This is a genomic window from Paraburkholderia sp. J94, from assembly GCF_905220285.1.
Classification (GTDB): domain Bacteria; phylum Pseudomonadota; class Gammaproteobacteria; order Burkholderiales; family Burkholderiaceae; genus Paraburkholderia; species Paraburkholderia tropica_A.
Window position 1 is genome coordinate 593,222 of the sequence record NZ_CAJMZH010000001.1, and the last position, 21,688, is coordinate 614,909.

Genomic DNA, 21,688 nt, shown 5'->3' on the forward strand with positions numbered 1-21,688 from the left:
GGGCCGGGCGTTCAGCGGCGCGCTTGCCGCGCCATGCCCGCGAGAATCGCCGCGCCCGCAATCGCGAGGCCTTGAACGATGAGCTTGCCCGACTCGCCCGCGCCATACGCGTTGAGCACGTTGAACAGCAGTGTCAGCGCGAAGGCCGCGGCGCCGGGGCCGATGAGCCCGCCACGTCCGCCGCCGAACATGATGCCGCCCAGAATCACGCCGGCAATCGAATTCATCACCACATCCGCGCCGACGCTGGTCGTGCTCACGCCCACATAGCCCGAGAGCAGGAGGCCGCCGCCCGCAGCCAGCAGTCCGGCCGCGACGTGCGAGGCAATGAACACGCCTTCGACCGGCAGCCCGGAGAGCGCGGCTGCGGCCGGATTGCTGCCGACCGCCTTGAGCAGGCGGCCGAACACCATCAGCCGCAACGGGATGGCAAGCAGCACCAGCACGGCCAGCCAGAGCACGGTTGCGATCGGCACGATGCCGATCTTCGCGCTGCCGAGGATCTGCACGGCGTCGGGCACCGAGCCGGGGCTGCTTCCCGAACTCAGGAACAGCACCGTGCCCGTGAGGATCGACGCCATCGCCAGCGTGGCGATCACGGCGGACGCGCGGAACTGCGTGATCAGCAGGCCGTTTACGAGGCCGACCAGCGCGCCGATGGCGAGCGCGCTGGCGATCAGCATCGGGGCCGACATTTCGTTGAGCGGCGCCGACGTGATCACATAGTTGGTGAGGACGAAAACGCCGCCGATCGACAGGTCGATCGACCGGCAGCGCATCACGATCATCTGCGCGGCCACGGCGAGGCCGAGCGGCGCTGCTTGCCGCGCGATCACCATCTGAAACGGCCATTGCAGCAGCACGGGCCTGAAGAACAGACAGAACAGGAGCAGCGCGACGAGCACCACAATCGACGGCGGCACCACATTGACGAACTGGCGCACATTGAAGCGCGGTGCCGCGCGCAGCGTCAGGTTTCCGGTTTCGGAGGCGTGTTGAGCTGGCATGATTTAGATCCCGATTTCTTTGCGGCGACGCAGGCACACCGCGAACAGAAGCAGCGTCCCGTTGACGACGGAGAGCAGGAAGGGATTGATCTGAACGATATTCATCCCGTTGCCGACGATGCTGAGCAGCAGCGCGCCGAAGATCGTGCCGAGCGGGCCGCCGATGCCGCCGCTCAACTGCGTGCCGCCCAGCGCGACGGCCGCGACCGAATCGAGCCCGTACGACGCGCCGACCCACGGGTCGCCCGACGAAATGCGTCCGGCGAGGAAGATGCCCGCAATCGCTGCGAACAGCGCGCAGAGCACGTAAGCGGCGATGGTCGTGCGCGCGACGCTCACCCCCGCGAGCGCGGCGTTATCCGCGCCGCCGCCCACCGAGTAGAGATGCAGCCCGAAGCGCGAGCGATGCAGCAGCGACCACGCGATCCACGCCGCCAGCGCGACCCACACCACGGCGACCGGCACGCCCATCACCGAGTTGCCGACGGCGGCGGAAATCGGCGCCCAGATGCTGCCGCCGGGCGAAGGCTGGACGAGCAGCACGATGCCTTGCAGGATCGTGCCGGTCGACAGCGTCATGATGATCGGATGCACGCGAAAGCGCGTCACGCCGATGCCGTTCACGACGCCGACCAGCGCCGCGCTCAAGACGGTGAGCGCGATCGCGAGTGCGGGCGAGCCGGTCGTCGCGAGGATGCAGGTCGAGAGACTCATGACGACGCCGACCGAAAGATCGAGGCCGCCGGTCAGAATCGGCAGGGTCTGTCCGAGCGCGACGACCAGAAGAGGCGTTGCCTGAACGATCAGGTTGGCGAGATTCTGCGGCGTGCGGAAACTGCTGAACGACACGGCCAGCGCGGCCACGGCGACCAGCAACAGCAGCCCCGATACATATTGGCCGCCGCTACGGTCCGCGCGCCACGACGTGATGCGATTGATCATGCTGTGACTCCTGCGGGTTGGTCGGTCCGCGCGACGGCGGCCTGAAGGATGTCTTCTTCGGTCGCGTCTTTCGCGTCGATTTCCTTCACGATGCGATGGCCAGACACCACCAGCACGCGATCGGCCAGGCCGATTACTTCGGGCAGTTCGCGCGACGTGAAGAGTACCGATCCGCCGCGCGCGCAGAACGTGCGCAAGGCGTTGTAGATCTCCACCTTCGCCCCGACATCGACGCCGCGTGTCGGCTCCTCGATCAGCAGCACATCCGCGTCGATCGCGAGCCAGCGCCCCAGCATCACCTTTTGCTGATTGCCGCCCGACAGGTTCACGGCAGCGAGCGCGTGACTCGCGGCGCGAATCCTCAAGTCGTCGGAAAGGCGCTTGACGAGCGCCGTGAGCGGCCGCGCGAAGGCCCACGGCATCCGGCGCTGATGCACGCCGAGCGTGAGGTTGTCGCGAATCGGCTGATCGAGATACAGGCCTTCGCCTTTACGGTCCTCGGGCATGAAGGCGAAGCCGTTCGCCAGCGCGCGGCGGGCGCTCGCACGCGGACGGAAGCTCATCGAGGCGCCCGAGCGGCGCTGCAATTCCAGCTTGCCCGTGCAGCCTTTCACGACGCCGGCCAGCGCGCGAACGAGGTCGCGCTGGCCTTGTCCTTCGAGGCCGCCGAGCGCTACGATTTCGCCGCGCCGCACGGTGAAGTCCACGCCGGAGCGGCCCGGCGCCGTGCTCAGGCCGCTCACGCGCAGCGCAACGTCATGGCGTGTTTCGGCACGCGGCGGGTAAAGGTGCGCGACGTCGCGGCCCACCATCAGCGAAAGCAGGCGATCCGGGTTCAGGTCGGCGGTGGCGTACGAACCCACGAGCTTGCCGTCCTTGAGCACCGTCGCCGTATCGCACAGGTCGAAGATCTCGCGCATGCGGTGCGAAATGTAGAAGATGCACTTGCCCTGATCGCGCAGCTTCAGCAGGAGCGCTTCGAGGCGCTCGACGTCCTTCGTATTGAGCGCGGCGGTCGGTTCGTCGAAGATGAAAATATCGGCGTTGACCGCGAGACCCTTGGCGATTTCAACCGATTGCTGCTCCGCCACGGTCAGCGAACCGACCAGACGGCGCGGGTTGATCTGCAAGCCGATGTAGCCGAGCGCGGCCCGCGCCTCTTCTTCCATGCGCCGTCGATCCACGCTGTACAGCCCGCGCTTCGGTTCGCGGCCGAGGAACATCGTTTCCGCGACCGTGAGATTGGCGACCAGCGAAAACTCCTGAAACACGGTCGATATCCCCGCGTTCAGCGCATCGAGCGGCGACGAAAACTTCACCGGCTTGCCGCGCAGCAACACCTGACCCTCGGTCGGCGTGACCACGCCGGCGATGATTTTCATCAGCGTCGACTTGCCCGCGCCGTTTTCGCCGGTGACGGCGTGAATCGATCCGGCCCGCCCGGTAATGCCCACATTCACGAGCGACGGCACGCCGTCGTACAGCTTGGTGATGTGGGTCGCAGCGATTAACGTATCCATGCGAATGACTCCCGCGTGACTACTTCGAGCCGTAGAACTTTTTGAGGTCGGCGTCGGAGAGCGCGCTCGGCGCCCAGTAGTTGTCGTTCAGGTCAGGCCGGTAGAACTGCGCGAAATTCGCCTTGGTGATGGGCGCGGGGCGCAAGACATAGTGCTTGTGCAGCGATTCGCCGCTGAGCAGCGCGACGGCGGCGCGAATACCCGCCGCGCCCTGCTCGGACGGGAAGACGGCGGCCGTGGCGTTTGCGCCGCTGTCCTTCCATGCGCGCATGAAGCCGTTATTGCCTTCGCCGGTGATGGGCGGGACGGGCTTGCCGAACTCCTTGAAGACTTCGATGCACGCGCGGCTCATGTCGCCGCCCGAGGACCAGATCCCATCTGGATTAGGATTACTGAGCATCAAGGACTCGCAAACCTGCTTGCCCTTGTTGTAAGACCAGTCTCCGTATTGTTCGGAGGCGATCTTGATGTTCGAACCGGCGAGCGCCTTGCGCAGGCCGTCGTAACGCATGGTGTCGGCGGCAATGCCCGCCTGGCCGCGCAGCACCCAGATATTGCCCTTGCCATGCAGCGTATCGACGAGGAACTTGCCGCCGACCTCGCCGAAGTACAGCGCTTCGCCCTGAATCTCCGTGGTGTAAGCGTCGGTTTCGACTTCCGTCGAATGCACGATCACGGGAATGCCTGCCGCGACGGCCTTCTTGATGACGGGCGTCAGCGCCGTATAGGAAACGGGCGCGACGATGATCGCATCGACCTTCTGCGCGATCATGTCCTCGATATCGGCGATCTGCTTGGCGGGTTTGGAATTGGCGTCGGCGAAAATGAGCTTGCCGATTTCCTTGTGTTTCGCGGCTTCCGCGTCGGTCTCGTGGACCATCTGCGTCATCCAGGTGTTGCCGAAACCCCAGATGCTGAAGCCGATGCGCCAGGGCGGCGCTTTCTTGAACTGGTTCGGCGCGGTCACCGGATTGTTGCCTTCGCGCACAATGGCGCCGGGCATCAATACCGGCTCGGCTGCGTGAGCTGCGACGCCCGCGAGGGCGAGCGCGGCCGCGACAATGGCTTGGCCGAACAAGGCTTTGCGTTGCTTCATGAGTGTCTCTCTCCAGGTTGTCCTGCGTCTTATGTCTTGTGTGCGCTGCTTGGCAGCGTCATTCGTGTAGTGTAATATGTCACATGTTAGATGTTGATGTCAACGACATCTGCGACGGCTCGTCGCACTCGAATCGAAAGGAGCAGTGCAAATGAATCGCGTGTTTACGCCTATCACGCATACCCATCTGACCGATCAGGTGTACGACGCGGTGCGGGCCCGCATCCTGAGCCGCGCCATCAAGATCGATGAGCAGATCAACGTGGAAGAAGTGGCCGCCGAGTTGCAGGTCAGCCGCACGCCGGTGGTCGACGCCATCAAGCGGCTGGCGACCGACGGTCTGGTCGAGGTGAGGGCGCGGCGCGGCACGTTCGTCAAAGGCATCACCGAGCAGGATGCGAACGAGATCTTTCAGGTTCGCGAAGCGCTCGAACTGTTCGCGGCGTACCAGGTGATCCACAGCCCGGAAAGCGAGGCGGTGACGGCGCGCATGCAGTCGCTGATCGAGGAGATGAGCGGTTTCATGTCCAACGACGAGTTCCGCGACTACACCGCGTTTTCCATCGCCGACGCCGGTTTCCATAACGCGTTGATCGATGCCTGCGCGAACCAGCGCCTGAAAACCAGCTACGAAAATCTCAACATCTATATGCACATCATGCGCAGCCATTTTTATCGGCCGCTCGTGCCGCCCCGGCGCGTGCATACGGAGCACCTCGCGATTCTCGAAGCCGTCGTGGCGAAAGACGACGCGGCGGCGGCGCGCGCCATTCGTCAGCACCTGGCTTCGACGCGCGAAAAGATGATCAACAACATTCGCAATAGCGGCGGCGTGTTGTAGGCGGCAGCACGCCTGTCCCGCGCACCGGCCAGAAGAAGCCGGGCAGCGGGCCTGCCGGTTCGCCGGAAAGCAAACAATCATGGAGACAAACGTGAACAAGGACGCGGGCAGTACGTCCCTGCTGGCGGTGGGCACTTACACCTTGCCCATGCCGCATGTGGAGGGCAAGGGCGAAGGCATTTATCTGCTGAACTTCGACGCGACGACCGGCCGGTTGAGCGAACTCGCGGTGCAGCGGGCGGCGAATCCGTCGTATCTCACGCAATCGAAGGATGGCCGCCGCCTCTATGCGGTTCGCGAAGTGAACGCCGAAGACGGCCCCGGCGTGAGCACCTATGAAGTCGACGCTGGTGGCGGCTCGCTCAAGTTGCTGGGCGATCTGGCGACGCCGGGAGCGTGGCCGTGTCATGTGGCCGTGGACGAGGAACTGGCCCTGCTGCTCGCATCGAACTATTTGAGCGGCGAAGTGCTCGCCTACGCGCTCGATGCGAGCGGCGCACCGGCGGGCGAGCCAGTCATGCTCGAACGTGACGGTAGCGGTCCGAACGCCGCGCGTCAGGAAGCGCCCCATGCGCATTGCGCGGTGGTCAGTCCCGACCGTCGCCATGTGTATCTGGCCGATCTCGGCGTCGACGGCGTCGTGCGCCATCCGCTGGACGGGGGCACGGTCATGAAGACGCCGGACCATCTTCTCAAGGCAGCGCCCGGCGCCGGTCCGCGCCATCTCGTGTTCACCGCTTCGGGCAGCCATCTGCTCGCCAACTACGAACTCGCGTCGACGGTGCGCATGTACCGGCTCGTCGGCAACACGGCGGAACTCGTCTGCGAAATTTCCAGCCTGCCCGAAGATTTCAGCGGCGAAAGCGGTGCTGGCGGCATGCGGCTGCATCCGTCGGGCAAGTTCGTCTATGTCGGCAATCGCGGGCATGACTCGATCTTTGGCGCGCGCATCGACGAAGCCGCGGGCACGCTCACGCCGATCGGCACCTGGAGTCTGGGCGGACGCACGCCGCGGGATCTGGCGATCTCACCCGACGGAAAGCACCTACTGGCCGCCGCGCAGGACGATGGTTTCATCCGCGTGTTTTCTATCGACGCGCAGTCGGGCGCATTGACCGACACCGGCTACACCTATCCGATTCCCACCGCAGTGTGCCTCGAATTTATCCAGGGAGAATGACACCGTGAATCAAACTCTGCCCCGCAAGATCATGGTTACGGGCGCTGGCGGCAACCTCGGCCAGAAAGTGGTCGAAGCGCTCACGCGCGCCGAGTGGTGTGAGCAGGTCATCGGCATCGATCGCAGCGGCGACTATTCGAAGTTCTCGGCAGAAGCGCGCAAGCGCCTGCGGCTGGTTCGCGGCGACCTCACGCAACGCGCCGGTGAATGGACTGAGGCGATGGACGAGGTGGATGCGGTCATTCACTTTGCCGCCTTGAATCCCGTGCCGGATTCGTCGTGGCTCGACTCTCTGGGGTCGTACGACATGACGCGCAATCTGTTGATGGAATGCGTGCGCGCAGGCGTTAGCCGCTTCGTGTTCGCTTCGTCGAATCATACGATGGGCGCGTACAAGGACATGCCGCTCGCCGAACAGATGGGACCGGGGCGCTTGACCACCCAGATCGCCACGGCGCCCGGCACACGATGGCACGACGGCAAGCGCGAACTGCATTCGCTGGCGTATGGCACCGCAAAAGTCATGGGCGAAAAACTTTGCGCCTCCATTGCTGAGTTGTCCGAAGGACGTTTGAGCACGGTGTCGATACGAGTGGGCTGGGCGCTGACCGGCGATAACAATGCGCGCGACATCACGCATTCGGGCTCACCGGCTTCGACGTCGGATACGACCGAGCTGGACGAGTCCGCGCGCCGCACGCTGCGGTGGTTCCGCAACATGTGGCTGTCCAATCGCGATCTCGACCAGTTGTTCATTCGCTCGGTGCTTGCGCCGAGCAACGAATGGCCGGCACCGGCGATCATCGTCAACGGTGTGTCGAATAACGCGGGCATGGATTGGGATTTGAGCGATGCCATCCGCTATCTCGGCTATCAGCCCGAAGACGACGCTTACCTGCATGTCGAGCGCACATGACGGAATCGCGTGCCCATGACCATCTCCAATATTGAGGATCTGCGTCGGCAGGCGCGGCGCAAGTTGCCTCGCATGTTCTTCGACTATATCGATGGCGGCGCGTTTTCCGAGCGCACGCTGGCGAGCAACACCGAGGACTTCGACGCGTGGACGCTGGAGCAACGCGTGCTCGTCGATCTCTCGAAGCGCGATCTGTCGAGCGAATTCCTCGGCGCGCGTTACTCAATGCCCGCGATGCTCGCACCGGTAGGGTTCGCGGGATCGTTCTGGCCCAACGGCGAGGTCCAGGCGGCGAGGGCGGCGACGCAAGCCGATATCCCGATGTGCCTCTCGACTTTTTCGATCAACTCGATCGAGGAGGTCGGCGCGGTCATGCCGCGCGGCCTCGCGATGCAGCTATATGTATTCAAGGATCGCGAGCTGGCTTCCGAAATCGTCCAGCGCGCGTGGAAGGTGGGCGTGACCACGCTGTTCCTGACGGCCGACACCAACGTTTCTTCCGTGCGGGAACGCGATACGCGCAACGGGTTTCGAACGGCTTCGTCGCTGAAACTCGGTGCCTTGCTGGATCTGCTGTCGCGGCCCGCGTGGTGCCTGCGCATGGGGTTGAACGGCCGGTTGATGCTCGGCAATGTGAAGGGCAAGGCCGGTGTGCCGCACAGCTTGATGGCGCAGGCCGCATATTTATCTGGCAACGTGGACCCGAGCATGAACTGGGCCGATCTCGCGTGGCTGCGCGAGCAATGGCCGGGCAAGCTGGTCGTCAAGGGTGTGCTGTCCGTCGACGATGCGGGACGGGCGCTCGATGGCGGCGCGGACGGTGTTTGCGTGTCCAATCACGGCGGGCGTCAACTCGACGGCGCGCGTTCGTCGATTTCCGTGCTGCCCGAAATCGCGCGGTTTATCGGCGGCCGCGCGGAGGTGTTGCTCGACAGCGGGATTCGGCGCGGTAGTCATATCGTCAAGGCAATCGGTCTGGGCGCGGACGCCGTGCTGCTCGGGCGCGCCTATGCCTATGGACTCGGCGCGGCCGGGCGCAAGGGCGTGAGCCAGGCGATCGAATTGCTTCGCACGGAAACGGAATTGACGCTCGCGCTGATGGGCATGCGCTCGATCGACGAATTGCGCGCGAATCGCGACGCGGTGCGCCATCGCTGTCATCAGGTTGAGCAAGCTCGCGCCGTTGCCGTCGGCGAGCTGCTCGACGCTGCGATCCGCACGCCAGGTATATCGACTGTCAACCATTGAACGTCCCCGATAAAAACATCACGGAGAACTACCATGTCGGAAATCATCGAGAAGTATTCCCCCATGACGCCGTACCAGCTGCCGTTTCCCAAGGAGGCCCAGCAGGAAATCGTCGTGCCGTTCGCCATTCCCGACGACGAGCGCGTTTGGGTGCCGCAGGCTGAGAATGTCTCGTTTCGTCCTCTCTGCCTGAACGCATCGCAGGGTTACTGGATGAATCTGCTGCGCGTGCGCAAGTCGGGCGTGCTGAGCCGTCATCGCCATCCGCAGAGCGTTCACGGCATGGTGCTGAAGGGGCGCTGGAAGTATCTGGAGCATGACTGGACCGCCACCGAAGGCAGCTACGTCTACGAGCCGCCGGGGGAAACCCACACACTTTACGTGCCGGATGACGTGGAGGAGATGATTACCTATTTTCAGGTGAACGGCGTGATGTTCTATTGCGATCCGTACGGCAACTACACCGGTTACGAAGACGTTTTCACCAAGATCGATATGTGCAGAAAACACTATGCGTCGGTCGGACTGGGTGAAGACTACGTCGATCAATTCATTCGCTAATCAGGTTCATTCAACCGTTGCCGTTCAATTTTATGCAAATCGTGTAGTAGTGCACATGAAGACAATTTGAAACAGCAATCCCCTAAATCTGGAACTGACATGACGTTCAAAGAAGGACTCCTCGAAGGGAAAGTCGCGCTGGTGACAGGCGGTCGTACGGGCATTGGCGCGGCAATTGCCAATGGTTTGTCGCAGCTCGGCGCAAAGGTCGTCGCGGCAGGCTTGCCGCCGCCGGCCGATACGCCCGACGCGCTCGCCGGTACGGTGGAACAGGTCGCGCTGGACGTGTGTTCGACCGACGAAGTGAATGCGGTGCTTGGCCGGTTCGAACGCCTGGACATCGTGGTGAATTGCGCCGGTGTGATCCGGCGCGGCGACGAGCACAAGGTCGAAGTGTTCGAAAAGGTTCTCGACATCAATCTGAACGGCACCATGCGCGTGTGCGCGGGCGCACGCGCGCTGTTGAAGCAATCGTCGGGCTGCATCGTCAACACGGCTTCGATGCTGAGTTTCTTTGGCGGCGGACTGGTGCCTGCCTATAGCGCGAGCAAGGGCGCGGTCGCGCAATTGACCAAGTCGCTGGCGATTGCCTACGCAGCCGATGGCATTCGCGTCAACGCCGTCGCGCCGGGCTGGATCGCGACGCCGCTGACCCAGACGCTTCAGAACGACGATGACCGCTCGCAGGCGATTCTCGGCAGAACGCCGCTTGGCCGCTGGGGTTCGCCGGAAGAAGTGGCGCAAGTCGCGCTGTTTCTGTGTACGCCCGCCGCGTCGTTCATGACGGCGGCGATCGTGGCCGTCGACGGCGGTTACCTCGCGGCATAGCCTCAATGCAGCGGTGGCGCGCGACAGAAAGCGCGCGCACCGTGCATTGTCAACGCGCCCCGTGCACGTCGGCGCCTGTGATCCGCGGCGTGATGCGAAGTGTCCGGGGCAGGGATTCCTGTAGCAGGAAACATGCATGGACATTCAATTCACCGAAACGCCCGCGCTGATAGGGCTCGATTGGGGCACGTCATCACTGCGCGCCTATCTGTTCGACGCCACAGGAGGCGTGCTCGACTCCCGGCATTCAGCCAGCGGCATCATGCATTTGCCGAAGCCGCGCGAGTCCGGCGGCTTCGACGAAGTGTTCGAATCGTTATGCGGCGACTGGCTGAATGCGCACGCTGTGCCGGTGATCGCCGCCGGCATGGTCGGCAGCGCACAAGGCTGGGCCGAGGCGCCTTATGTCGCAGCGCCCGCGAACTGCGGACCGCTGATCGGCGCGTTAAAAACGGTCTGTTCGTCGCGCGGCGCGGCGATCCATATCGTGCCGGGCATCATCGAACATGGCGCGTTCCCCAACGTGATGCGCGGCGAGGAAACGCAAATCTTCGGCGCGCTGGCGGCGCAGCCCGAACTCGGCGCTGGCGGCAAGACGCTGATCGGCTTGCCAGGCACGCACGCGAAATGGGCGTTCGTGGTCGACGGACATATCGAACGCTTCCTCACGTTCATGACCGGCGAAGTGTTCGCCGTGCTGCGCGACTACACCATTCTTGGCCGCACGATGCATCCGTGCGCCGGCAGCGACGACGAAGCGTTCCTGCGTGGTGTCGATATGGCCGTGCATTGTGGTGCGACCGGCGTGCTTTCTACCATCTTCAGTACGCGCACGCTCGGGCTCACCGGCGAACTGCGGCCGGAACAGCAATCGGATTATCTATCGGGCTTGTTGATCGGCCACGAACTCGCGGGACTGTCGAATCATCTGGCAGGCGAGGACTCGACTCTGGACGACTGGAAACTCGGCCTGATCGGCGGGGCGGACCTGTGTGAACGGTATCGCACGGCGCTCGATCGAATCGGCGCTGCCGAGGCGCGCATCCTTCACGGAACAACGGAGCACGGACTCTTCCATATCGCACGCGACGCCGGGCTGCTGCCAGCGATCGCACGCGCCCACTGAATCCCTGAATGAACAATCCGACCATGAATTTCGAATCCGATGATTCGCCGCGTCTGGCGATCCGCTCGCAACTGAATGTGGCGCTGAACGCCTGTCCGTTGATCGCCATTTTGCGTGGCATTACGGTGCAGGATGCCGCTGCTCACGCAAGCGTGTTATACGAAGCGGGATTCCGCATCATCGAGGTGCCGCTCAATTCGCCACGCCCGATAGACAGCATTCACGCGATCCGGCAAGCGTTGCCCGCCGACGCCATCGTGGGCGCGGGTACGGTTCTGCGTCCGCACGAAGTGCGCGACGTACAGGCGGGCGGCGGTCAATTGATCGTCATGCCGCATGGCGATCCGGCGGTGATTGAGACCGCGCGCGAGTGCGGTCTCGCGACGGCGCCGGGTGTGGCCACGCCGACCGAAGCCTTCGCCGCGCTGAATTGCGGCGCGGATGTGCTTAAGCTGTTTCCGTTCGAGCAGTTGGGCCCGCGCGTGCTCAAGGCGTGGCGCAGCGTCATGCCTGCGGATACGGTGTTGATTCCCGTGGGCGGCGTGCAGCCCGCCGATATCGTGTCTTTGACGGCGGCGGGCGCGAATGGCTTTGGGTTGGGATCCGGGCTGTATAAGCCGGGGCAGAGCGTCGGCGTAACGAGAGAGAATGCGCAGAAATACCGTCACGCCATCCAGCCTGCTTAACGTTTGAACGCGCCGCGGCGCGTTCTGCACATTGCCGTGGTTGCGTGGGCGGCATCGGTATTGAACGCCGCGTCACGCAACATGTCGATTGGAGAGATGTTCAGCGACGCTTGTCGGTCACCTGGCTGAGCATGACCGCGCCGACAATCAGGCCGCCGCGCACTACATACTGCCAGTACTCCGAAACATTCAGCAGCGTCATGCCATTGCCGATCACGCCAAGAAACAGCACGCCGACAAAGGTGCCCCAGATGCGCCCTTTGCCGCCGAACAGACTGGTTCCGCCGATGATGGTCGCGGCGATCACGTCGAGTTCCATGCCCGTGGCGGTCGTGCCGGTGCCCGAGCCAATCTGCGAGGCGATCAGAATGCCGCTCACCGCGGCGAGACTGCCGGTCAGCACCAGTGTGGCGGTCTTGATCCACGACACCTTGATGCCCGAGAGGCGCGCTGCCTCAGGATTGCCGCCGACTGCATAGACGGCGCGGCCGAACGTGGTGTAATTCATCACGAAGTGCATGATGAGCACCACCGCCACGAAGACGAAGGCCGGAAAGGGCAGGCCAAACAAGGCGCCGTTGCCGACAAAATCGAACCAGCCCGGAAACGTCGCCAGCGGGTAGCCGCCCGTGATCAGATTGGCGGCGCCGCGCAGCGCGGTGAACAACCCGAGCGTCGTGATGAAGGTCGGCACATTGAACACCGCCTTCATCGCGCCGCTGAACGCGCCGCAAGCCATGCCGCAGACGATTGCGGCGCACGCGCCGAGCACGACCGCCGCAACGCTCCCGACCAGCGGCGTGCAGACGCCCACCACCCACGCGAGAATGCAGCCTGCCAGCGCCATGCCTGAGCCGACCGAAAGATCGATTTCGGCGCAGATGATCACGGCGGTCATGCCGCAGGCGACGATGCCGAGCATGGAGATCGCCCGCATCACATTGAGCAGGTTGGACAGCGTGGAAAAGCCCGGCGCGTAGATCGTGAGCATGACGGCCACGAGAATCAGCACGACCTCGAGCATGTAGCGATAGAGCAGCCCGTCCGTGGACTGCCGCGTTCTCGCGGGCGACGTCGTGCTCGTCAAGGTGCTTTCTTTGGCGTTCATTGCACGCCCTCCATCATGATTTGGTAAAGATCGTCGAGTGCGATTGTTTGCGGGTCGACCTCGGCCACGAGCCGCCCGTGATGCATGACGAGGATGCGATCGCAAACCTCGAGCAATTCCTCGGGCTCGCTCGACACCACGATCGCGCTCATGCCGTGCAAGGTTTTTTCGCGGATGATGCTGAAGATCTGCTCCTTCGCCTGGATGTCGATGCCACGGCTCGGTTCATCGAAGAACATCACGCGCGGATCCGTGTTGAACCAGTTGCCCAGCACGACCTTTTGCTGGTTGCCGCCCGACATCGACGACACCGGCAGTTGCGCGTCCTGCGCCTTGATGGCCATTTCGGCAATCTGCCGGCGGACCGGCTCCGCTTCCATCCGGCTGTTGACGAAGCCGAAGCGCGACAAGCGTGCCAGACCGGCCAGACACAGATTCGCGTGAATGGAGTGCGTCTGGACGAGTGCGTGCTCCTTGCGGTTCTCCGGCGTGTAGCCCAGGCCGCGCTTTTTCATGGCGGCGGGCGAGGGGGTGTCGACGGTTTCGCCGTGCAGTTCGATCGTGCCGCCATCGAGCGGGTCCGCGCCGAAGATCGAACGGAGCAGTTCGGTGCGTCCCGCGCCGAGCATGCCCGCGATGCCCAGCACTTCACCGCGCCGCAAATCGAAATGGATGTTCTCGAATACGCCTTTGCGATGCAGGTTCCGAACCGAGAGCGCGGGCCGATCCGCGCCGAGCTGACGCGGCTGGACGCGCGCCGGCATGTGATGCTCGCCGAACATGGCGCGCACGACTTCCCTCGGGCTCGTCTGCGCGATCGGCAGCGAACTGATGTGGTCGCCGTCGCGCAGCACCGTGCAGGTATCGGCAATATCGAAGATCTCGTTCATGCGGTGCGTGATGTACAGCATCGTCACGCCGTGCGCGCGCAGGCGGCGCACCAGCATGAAGAGGCGCTCGACTTCGCGATGACTGAGCGCCGAGGTCGGCTCGTCGAGCAGCAGCACGGCGGGCGAGGTCGCGTAAGCCTTGACGATCTCGACCATCTGCTGCTGACCGACCGGCAGCTTCGACACCAGCACGTCCGGCGGGATCTCCAGCCCGGTGCTTTCGAGCATGCGGACCGCGTCCTCGCGCAGCTGTTTCCAGTCGATGCCGCGCACGAGCCCTGTGCGCGTAATCGGCAAGCGTCCGAGGAAAATGTTTTCGGCGACCGAGAGCGTGGGCACGAGCGACAACTCCTGGTGCACCATGCGGATGCCGGCGTCGAACGCATCGGACGGGTGATGGAAGTCGCACGCTTCGCCGTTGATGAGGAGCTTGCCCGCATCCGCGCGAATCGAACCGGCCAGGATCTTCAGCAGCGTCGACTTGCCCGAGCCGTTCTTGCCCATCAGCGCGTGAATTTGCCCGGGCTCGAACGTGTGCGTGAAGGGCCTGAGCGCGACGTTGGCGCCAAAGCTGCGGGACAAGCCGCGCGCTTCGATGCGCGCGGTCGTCGGATAGCGTGCTCGTTCGTCGGAGCCCGGCGCGAGCGCGGCAGGCGTATCAGCCGGGATTTCAATTGACATTTTTGAGGCTCGCGGCGTAATTGGCGAGCGTCTTGGGATCGTCGCGGCTCAGCGGCACGGCGGGCACCTCGATGACCTTGTCCACCGGCTGCCCCTTGACGGCCTTGAGCGCCGCCTTCACCGCTTCGCGGCCGATCAGCGTGGGCTGCGCGGCGGTGGTGGCCACCAGCACGTCGTCGTTATCCTGAAGAAAGCTCGTCAACTGCTCGGAGCCGTCGGTGCCGAAGACGAAGACTTTGCCCTGCTTGTTCATGCGCCGCACGGCCTGGACCGCGCCCACGGTGCCGCCTTCGTTGGCGGCGTAGATGACATTGATGTTGGGGTTGGCCGTGAGCATGTCGCTGACCACGCTCACGGCTTTTTCCGCGAGCCACGCATCCTGCTCCGCGACCACATTGAGCTTGCCGCCCTTGCGCGCTTCGGTGAGGAAGCCTTGCGTGCGCGCGTTGCTCAACTCCGGCAGTTGCGCCTTGAAGCCGATCAGTCCAACCGTGGCGGAGCCGCCGAGTTTCTCCTTGATGAAGCGAGCGGCGGCCTTGCCGGTTCCGCCGCCCATGTTCGCGCCGGATGAACCGACGCGCGCGACCGGAAAGTCGGCCTTGATATCGGTGGTCCACGTGACGATCTGTACGCCTTTGTCGTGCGCCCGCTTGAGTGCGGGAATCGACGCCTGATCGCTGAGCGGCGCAATGACGATGGCCTTCACGCCGCGCGCCACGTAGGTGTCGATCAGGCTGGCTTCCTTTTCGGCCTTGTTGTCGGAGTTGCCGTCGAGCAGGGTGACGTTTTCCGCCTTGGCTTCGTCGCTCATGCCGCGAGCGACGCTGCGCATGAACATGTCCTGTTGAAAGACGATACCGGCAATGGAAGTGCCGTCCGCGGCGTGGGCCACGCCAGCATTGAAGGCGAAGAGGGCCGCGGTCGCGAGCAGGGGCAGGTTACGTAGTTTCATCATCGACGTCCTTGATCGTTGGAGAGTTTTCTTGAACGAAGCAACGGGCTGTTCAGGTAGCGGAGATCTGGATGGAGGCGTTCAACGCGTCTTCTTGCACGGCGATGATCGGCTGGCGCACGAACCGGTGATAGATGCCGGCGCCCAGCACGGAAACGAATGCCGATATGACGAACACCGACGCGAACGACCCTGTGGCATCCACGATCACGCCCGCGACGAGCGGCGAAACCGTCGCGCCGAGAAAGCCGCCGAAATTCTGCACCGCGCCGACCGAAGCAACCGTCGACGGCGCAGTGACTTCGGCAGGCAGCGACCACGCATGCGCAACCACCGCGCCGTTGAAGCCGAGCGCGAACGCCATCAGCAGAACGGCGAACGTCAGGCCTTGCGTCGCGCCGAGGAAGCTGTTGAGCGGCAGCAGCGCCAGCACGACCGCCTGCAGCAGCAGGGCGCCTACGAGCGTGACTTTCTTGGCGCGCAGGGTGCTCCAGCCGGGTCGTGCGGCGAGCTTGCCTGAGAGGACTCCGCTGGCGAGGTCGCCGATGATGGCGCCGATCCACGGCACGCTGGCGATCAGGCCGAGCGATGCGAATTTCACGCCGAACTGCTTGATAATGAAAAGCGGAATGAAGACCAGGAAGGTCTGGTAGACCCACATGTTGCAGAAGAAGCCGGCCATCATGCCCCACATGCTGCGGCGCTTGAACAGCGTGAACCACGGTACGCGTGATTCCGTCCCGGATAATGATTCGTGATCCTGATCGATCCATTGGCGTTCCTCGTCGCCCAGATGCGGACAGCGATCCACGTCGCGGAAACTCGCCAGGAAGACGACGGCGACGACAATGCCGGCGGCGCCCGCAAAGTAAAACATCGTGCGCCAGCCGAGTTCCGCCACGACCCACACGAGCGCAAACGTCAGAAAGGCGGGGCCGACTTTCAGCGCCGCGTCCCAGCTTGCGTTGGCGATGCCTTGCTCGCGGCGCGGAAACCATTGCGTCACGATCTTGTTGGTGGACGGCAAGGAGGGCGCTTCGGCGATGCCAAGTGCCGCGCGGGCGCAGACGAACGCGCCGAGCGAATTCGAAATCCCCATGGCGGCGGTCGCCGCACTCCAGACCGTGACCGAAATGCCCAGCAGCCAGCGCGGCCCGAAGCGATCGACGAACCAGCCCGCGGGCAATTGGCCGAACGCATAAAAGAGCGAAAACGCGCTGCCCAGCAGGCCGATTTCGGTCGCGGTGATGCCGAGATCGGCCTGCATGGCAGGCGCGGCGATCGACAAGGCGAGGCGGTCGATGTTGTTCACCAGCGCGAGCAGGCACAGCAGGGCGAGGACGTACCAGCGGCGTCGGCCTCGCGGTTTGGGTAGCGCGCGCATCGGCGCGCCTTTGAGATTGGTATGCATACGGTGTCTCCTTCTTGTCTCCCAGCCTGCAGGCGCGCGGACTAGATGCGTCCGAACTTCGCGAGCAGGTCCTGGAAGGTCTTGCCTTCCAGGATGAGTTCGCGCATTTGCGCTTCGTTGCGCGCGATCGTTGCGGCGCGTTCGTGAACCTCGGCCATCTGCGCGACTGGCACCACCGCCACGCCGATTTCGTCGGCGACCACGAGGTCGCCCGGGTTGACGATCACGCCGCCGCACGAGACGGGAACGTTGACCTTAAGCGGCTCGCGGCGTCCCGAGAGTGCCGTGTGCGCCTGGCGCGGGCCGACGGCCTTCGAGGAGATCGGGAAGTCGAGGAAGCGCGCTTCGTCGGTGTCGCGGCAGCTTCCGTCGATCACGGCACCGACGATGCCCGCGTTCTTCGCGAGCCCCGTCATGAGGCCGCCCCAGATCGACGTTTCGGCTTCGCCGAATGCGTCGATCACGACGACGTCGCCGGGACGCGCGACCGTGAAGATTTCGAGGCAGTCGACGATGTCGCCCGCCGTCAACTGAACCGTCAGGGCGGGGCCGATGATCTTGTGATCGGCCGCGCGCGGCTTGATGTCGTGGCGCATGGTACCGTTGCGCTCGAGCGCGTCGGATACCACACAGGAAAGCGACATGACGTCGGCCATGGCGACGAATCGCGCGATCAGGTCGGCGTTCAACTCGGGACGCGGGTTGATGATGATGCTCATTTCTGTTCCTGAAGTAGTACTAAAAGATCAGTTGCGATAAGGCACCGCGTTAGGCGGCACCTGTCCCAGCAGCACGGCACGCACGTTTTCGGCGGCGACGCGGCGAGCCTCGTGCAGCGCATCTTCCGAAACATAGGCGACATGCGGCGTGATGATGCAGTTGTCGAGCGCGAACAGCGGGTTGTCGCCCGGCGACCAGTCGGTTTGCTTGGCGGGTTCTTCCTCGGTGTCGTCGAGCGCCGCCGCGGCGAGCCGGCCGCTGATGAGCGCGCGATGCAGCGCCGCGTTGTCGACGATCTTGCCGCGCGCGCAATTGACCAGCAGCGCGCCGGGCTTCATCCGTTCGATGGCTGCTTCGTCGATCAGGTGATGCGTCTCGGGCGTGTACGGGCACATCACGTCGACGAGATCGGCGTGACGAAGCAGTTCGTCGAGGTCGACCTTGCGCACGCCGTGGGATTGCATCACGCCAGCCGAAACATACGGGTCGTACGCGAGCAGCTCCAGCCCGAACGGCTTGAGTTTGCGCGCCATGTTCTGCGCGATGCGCCCGAAGCCGACAAGGCCGAACACGCTGCCGCGCAACCGCCGGATAGGCCGGTTCCAGGCCGACCAGTGCCAGGTTCCGCGCCGCGTGGCGTCGGCGTAGGTGGGAATCGAGCGCAGCAGCGTGAGGGCCATGCTGATGGAATGATCCGCCACCTCTTCGAGACAATAGTCCGGCACGTTGGTGACGACGATGCCCGCCGCGTGGGCCGCCTTGACATCGAGGATGTCGAGGCCGATGCCGTAGCGTGCGATGACCTTGCATTGCTCGAGCGAGCCGATCGTATCGGCGGAAATCCTGGCGTATTGCTGCATCAGTGCATCGGCGTCGCGTGCGGTTTCTGCGAGATGCGCACCCGAGCGGTCCTGTAACCCGATAACCTGCGCCCCGATGGGAGCCAGCACGGATTCCTCGATGGCGAGGTCGGGGTAATCGTGGTCGGTGACGTACACCTTGTACACGTTGATGTCCTCCTTCAGGTTTGACGTGTGTGCCGCAATCTAATGTGTTGCGTAATACGCAACACGGATGTATATTTCGCAACACAGGCTCGACGTTACCCTTCGCAGGTCGTCGGGGCAACCAAGGGAAAACGCGTAGGCATGCGTGCGCCGCGTCGATTTTTCCGCGACGGCTGGGCGTCCAGCCGCGATAGAGAGAGGAGAAAAGCCGTGTCACAAAGCATCGAACGCGCGATCGACGTGCTGATTTTGCTGGGCGACGGACCACAAACGCCGGCGGAGGTCGCGCGTCGGCTCGACGTTCATCGTTCGACCGCGCTGCGCATCATGGAGGTGTTGCAGGCGCAACGGCTGCTGCGCAAGCTCGCGGACGGGCGTTATGGTGTCGGGCCTGGCATCGTGTCTCTGGCGCATCGCGCGCAGGACCAGTTCAATCTCGCGCAGCTTGCGCATCCGCATCTCGTTGCCTTGAGCGAGTTGCGCGATCAGACCGTGCATCTTGCCGAGTTGCAGCACGACACGATCGTCTATATCGACAAGATCGAGCCCAAGCGGTCCATTCGCCTGACGTCGCGCATCGGTCAGGCGGTCTGTCTGCATACGGCGAGTGTCGCGAAATGTATTCTCGCGTCTCTGCCCGATGGCGCGAGAGCGGCGCTTTTCGAGAATTATGTGTTCGAGAAGCACTCGCCGACGAGCCTGGTTTCCTATGAGGCGCTGGAGCGTGAACTCCGGGCAGTGCGCGAGCGCGGCTGGGCGACCGACGACGGCGAGCGCGAGGATTACGTGACGAGTATCGGAGCGCCCATTCGCGACGTGAGCGGACAGGTCGTGGCAGCGGTGTCGGTCATCGAACTCAAGGCGATCCACGATCTTGAGGCGATGCAGAACCTCATGCTGGAGCCGTTACTGGAAACGGCGAATGCGATATCGCGCGATCTTGGGTGGAATAGTTAGCACCGAGGGTAATCTACGGTCGTTCTAATCCGATTGACGACGAGTAGGCGAGATAATTCTCGTATATAAAAGGTAATCAAACACGCGCAATTCAACTAGATACTTGTCATGAAAAGGTTTGCGGGTAAAGTGGTGGTGGTTAACGTTTATACGCGTAAATGCATGAATCGTAGGCTGCCTCACCAGCATAAATTTCTGATCTTTAAGCCGGTCATCATAAATTTAACATAATAACAATTAGCGCACTTTTTAATGTAAGAGCAAAGTAGTAGTGTCGTAGCTGGGCAAAGTACAAATGTCGTACTCTGGCCCAACTTGAGGTGCATGCTGGCGCGGTTTTCACGGATGCATGGAGCCGCCAATGGCCTGTACCGGGATGATCACAATGAGCATGCGCGAGCTGGATCGCCTGACGGTGATCGAGGCCGTTGTCGAGGCAAGGCTGATGCCCTGGCGCGCCGCTGAACGTCTGGGCATCAGTCGTCGCCAGGTCGAGCGACTGGTGCTGCGATATCGCGAATCTGGTGCCGCCGGGCTGGTTTCCCGGCGACGCGGCAATGCCGGCAACCACCAGTTGCCCGATGGGCTCGCACAGCGCGCTCTGAGCATTATTCGCGAGCGCTACGCCGATTTCGGGCCGACGCTGGCCGCCGAGAAGCTGGCCGAATGCCATGGCATGGCGTTGTCGAAGGAAACGCTCAGGAAGCTCATGACGGACGCCGGGCTGTGGGTGCCAAGGCGGCAACGACCACCGAAGGTCTACCAGCCACGTGCACGTCGCGCGTGCCTGGGCGAGCTGATCCAGATCGACGGCAGCGACCACTGCTGGTTCGAGGACCGAGCGCCGGCCTGCACGCTGCTGGTCTACGTAGACGACGCGACGAGCCGCCTGATGCACCTGCACTTCACGGCAACCGAATCGACCTTCAGCTACTTTGAGGCGACGCGTGCGTACCTGGAGCGTCACGGCAAGCCGGTGGCGCTCTACAGCGACAAGGCGAGCGTGTTCCGCAGCGTCCGGGCCCACGAAACGGGCCGCAGCGTGACACACTTCGGGCGCGCCATGTACGAGCTGAACATCGACACGTTCTGCGCGAACAGCAGTTCGGCCAAGGGGCGTGTGGAACGTGCGCACCTGACGATGCAGGACCGGCTGGTGAAGGAACTGCGCCTGCGTGGCATCAGCACGCTCGCCGACGCCAATGCGTATGCGCCTGTGTTCATGCGCGCCTACAACCTGCGCTTTGCGAAGCCGCCGCGCAGTACGTTCGATGCGCACCGGCCGCTGCGTGAGGACGAGGATCTGGACGCCCTGCTCACCTGGCGCGAAACGCGGCGTGTGACGAAGTCGCTCACGGTGCAGTACGACCGGGTGATGTACCTGCTCGACGATACGCCGCAGAACCGGAAGCTGGTACACCGCTACATCGAGGTCTGGGAGTATCCGGACAGACGCATCGAGATTCGTGCGGAGGGACGCGTGCTGCCGTACCGCGAGTATGACCGGCTGACCGAGGTGGACCAGGGCGCGGTGGTCGAGCACAAGCGGCTGGCACACGCACTGGCGGTGGCGCAGGCGCTGCAGGCACAGCGCGACGACCGGCGCGCCTCGGGCTCGCCGTCGCGCACCAACCGCGGCATCGAGGTGCGCCAGGCTGAGCGTGTGCCGGGCACGAAGAAGACGCGCGAGTTCACGCAGGCGGACATGGAAGCGGTGATCGTGAAGCTCGCGCAGCGCAAACCTGCAGCCGTTCAGTCAGCCAAACCGGGCCCGCGGTCTGCCAGGGCCCGCTGAATGAACGCAAACGCCCTGCTGCTTCAACCCGTGTTCTTCAACAATGAGTGAACACAGAAACAGGGAAAGATGCGACATCTGTAAATGGCTGGCAGGACGACATCTCTATCTGGCCATGACATTCTGTGTAGTAGCTTCACAGAAATATCCGCTTTCAAGTCGCCCATAGACCGACCAACCACGAAGCCACATCCCCAGCACTCCAACGCCACCACA

Annotated in this window: 20 protein-coding genes; 10 read left to right on the forward strand and 10 right to left on the reverse strand. The window is 63.5% G+C overall.

Annotated features, from left to right (window positions below; genetic code table 11):
* Positions 1-11: 11 nt before the first annotated feature.
* The 4 genes from U4Y88_RS02620 to U4Y88_RS02635 are packed head-to-tail and all read right to left on the reverse strand — an operon-like array spanning position 12 to position 4,565.
* Positions 12-1,007: an ABC transporter permease gene (locus U4Y88_RS02620; RefSeq protein ID WP_321782034.1), complete on the reverse strand. Its 996-nt coding sequence runs from the start codon at positions 1,005-1,007 to the stop codon at positions 12-14.
* Between the two features lie 3 nt (positions 1,008-1,010).
* Positions 1,011-1,949, reverse strand: coding sequence for an ABC transporter permease (locus U4Y88_RS02625; protein WP_224012897.1), 939 nt, complete (start codon positions 1,947-1,949; stop codon positions 1,011-1,013).
* Positions 1,946-3,469: a sugar ABC transporter ATP-binding protein gene (locus tag U4Y88_RS02630; protein WP_321782036.1), complete on the reverse strand. Its 1,524-nt coding sequence runs from the start codon at positions 3,467-3,469 to the stop codon at positions 1,946-1,948. Before U4Y88_RS02630 ends, U4Y88_RS02625 begins: the two co-directional genes overlap by 4 nt.
* 19 nt (positions 3,470-3,488) lie before the next feature.
* The gene (locus U4Y88_RS02635; protein WP_224012899.1) at positions 3,489-4,565 is read right to left on the reverse strand and encodes an ABC transporter substrate-binding protein; all 1,077 of its coding nucleotides are present in this window, start codon (positions 4,563-4,565) and stop codon (positions 3,489-3,491) included.
* Positions 4,566-4,716: 151 nt separating this feature from the next.
* On the opposite strand from U4Y88_RS02635, the gene U4Y88_RS02640 reads away from it, so the two are divergent.
* From U4Y88_RS02640 to U4Y88_RS02675, 8 genes are all read left to right on the forward strand, one after another.
* Positions 4,717-5,406 (forward strand): GntR family transcriptional regulator, encoded by a 690-nt coding sequence (locus tag U4Y88_RS02640; RefSeq protein ID WP_224012900.1) that lies wholly within the window; start codon positions 4,717-4,719, stop codon positions 5,404-5,406.
* A 79-nt stretch (positions 5,407-5,485) separates the two neighbouring features.
* Positions 5,486-6,586 (forward strand): lactonase family protein, encoded by a 1,101-nt coding sequence (locus U4Y88_RS02645; RefSeq protein WP_321782038.1) that lies wholly within the window; start codon positions 5,486-5,488, stop codon positions 6,584-6,586.
* A gap of 31 nt (positions 6,587-6,617) precedes the next feature.
* Positions 6,618-7,502 carry an NAD-dependent epimerase/dehydratase family protein gene (locus U4Y88_RS02650; RefSeq protein ID WP_224013000.1) on the forward strand — a complete coding sequence of 295 codons (885 nt, stop codon included), beginning with the start codon at positions 6,618-6,620 and terminating at the stop codon, positions 7,500-7,502.
* Positions 7,503-7,517: 15 nt separating this feature from the next.
* Positions 7,518-8,750, forward strand: a complete 1,233-nt coding sequence (locus U4Y88_RS02655) for an alpha-hydroxy acid oxidase (RefSeq protein WP_321782040.1) — start codon at positions 7,518-7,520, stop codon at positions 8,748-8,750.
* Positions 8,751-8,783: 33 nt separating this feature from the next.
* Complete coding sequence (locus U4Y88_RS02660) at positions 8,784-9,311, forward strand: 2,4'-dihydroxyacetophenone dioxygenase family protein (RefSeq protein ID WP_224012903.1); 528 nt, start codon at positions 8,784-8,786, stop codon at positions 9,309-9,311.
* Between the two features lie 99 nt (positions 9,312-9,410).
* Entirely contained in the window at positions 9,411-10,139 is a 729-nt protein-coding gene (locus tag U4Y88_RS02665; RefSeq protein ID WP_321782042.1) for an SDR family NAD(P)-dependent oxidoreductase, read from the forward strand.
* Positions 10,140-10,275: 136 nt separating this feature from the next.
* Positions 10,276-11,265, forward strand: coding sequence for a 2-dehydro-3-deoxygalactonokinase (locus tag U4Y88_RS02670; RefSeq protein WP_321782044.1), 990 nt, complete (start codon positions 10,276-10,278; stop codon positions 11,263-11,265).
* Positions 11,266-11,288: 23 nt separating this feature from the next.
* Positions 11,289-11,951, forward strand: a complete 663-nt coding sequence (locus tag U4Y88_RS02675) for a 2-dehydro-3-deoxy-6-phosphogalactonate aldolase (protein ID WP_415774386.1) — start codon at positions 11,289-11,291, stop codon at positions 11,949-11,951.
* Positions 11,952-12,051: 100 nt separating this feature from the next.
* On the opposite strand, the gene U4Y88_RS02680 is transcribed toward U4Y88_RS02675, so the two are convergent.
* Genes U4Y88_RS02680 through U4Y88_RS02705 form a run of 6 tightly spaced genes read right to left on the reverse strand, consistent with a single transcriptional unit; the run spans position 12,052 to position 18,720 of the window.
* Positions 12,052-13,059, reverse strand: coding sequence for an ABC transporter permease (locus tag U4Y88_RS02680; protein WP_321782048.1), 1,008 nt, complete (start codon positions 13,057-13,059; stop codon positions 12,052-12,054).
* Positions 13,056-14,630: a sugar ABC transporter ATP-binding protein gene (locus U4Y88_RS02685; protein ID WP_321782050.1), complete on the reverse strand. Its 1,575-nt coding sequence runs from the start codon at positions 14,628-14,630 to the stop codon at positions 13,056-13,058. Before U4Y88_RS02685 ends, U4Y88_RS02680 begins: the two co-directional genes overlap by 4 nt.
* The gene (locus U4Y88_RS02690) at positions 14,620-15,582 is read right to left on the reverse strand and encodes a substrate-binding domain-containing protein (RefSeq protein WP_321782052.1); all 963 of its coding nucleotides are present in this window, start codon (positions 15,580-15,582) and stop codon (positions 14,620-14,622) included. Before U4Y88_RS02690 ends, U4Y88_RS02685 begins: the two co-directional genes overlap by 11 nt.
* Positions 15,583-15,634: 52 nt before the next feature.
* Entirely contained in the window at positions 15,635-16,993 is a 1,359-nt protein-coding gene (locus U4Y88_RS02695; protein WP_321782054.1) for an MFS transporter, read from the reverse strand.
* A 41-nt stretch (positions 16,994-17,034) separates the two neighbouring features.
* Complete coding sequence (locus U4Y88_RS02700; RefSeq protein WP_321782056.1) at positions 17,035-17,712, reverse strand: RraA family protein; 678 nt, start codon at positions 17,710-17,712, stop codon at positions 17,035-17,037.
* Positions 17,713-17,739: 27 nt separating this feature from the next.
* Positions 17,740-18,720, reverse strand: coding sequence for a C-terminal binding protein (locus U4Y88_RS02705; protein WP_321782058.1), 981 nt, complete (start codon positions 18,718-18,720; stop codon positions 17,740-17,742).
* A 27-nt stretch (positions 18,721-18,747) separates the two neighbouring features.
* Between U4Y88_RS02705 and U4Y88_RS02710 the strand changes: the two genes are divergently transcribed.
* Both U4Y88_RS02710 and U4Y88_RS02715 read left to right on the forward strand, forming a co-directional pair.
* Positions 18,748-19,677: an IclR family transcriptional regulator gene (locus U4Y88_RS02710; RefSeq protein WP_321782060.1), complete on the forward strand. Its 930-nt coding sequence runs from the start codon at positions 18,748-18,750 to the stop codon at positions 19,675-19,677.
* Positions 19,678-20,038: 361 nt separating this feature from the next.
* The gene (locus tag U4Y88_RS02715; RefSeq protein WP_321782062.1) at positions 20,039-21,472 is read left to right on the forward strand and encodes an ISNCY family transposase; all 1,434 of its coding nucleotides are present in this window, start codon (positions 20,039-20,041) and stop codon (positions 21,470-21,472) included.
* The last annotated feature ends 216 nt before the right edge of the window (positions 21,473-21,688 follow it).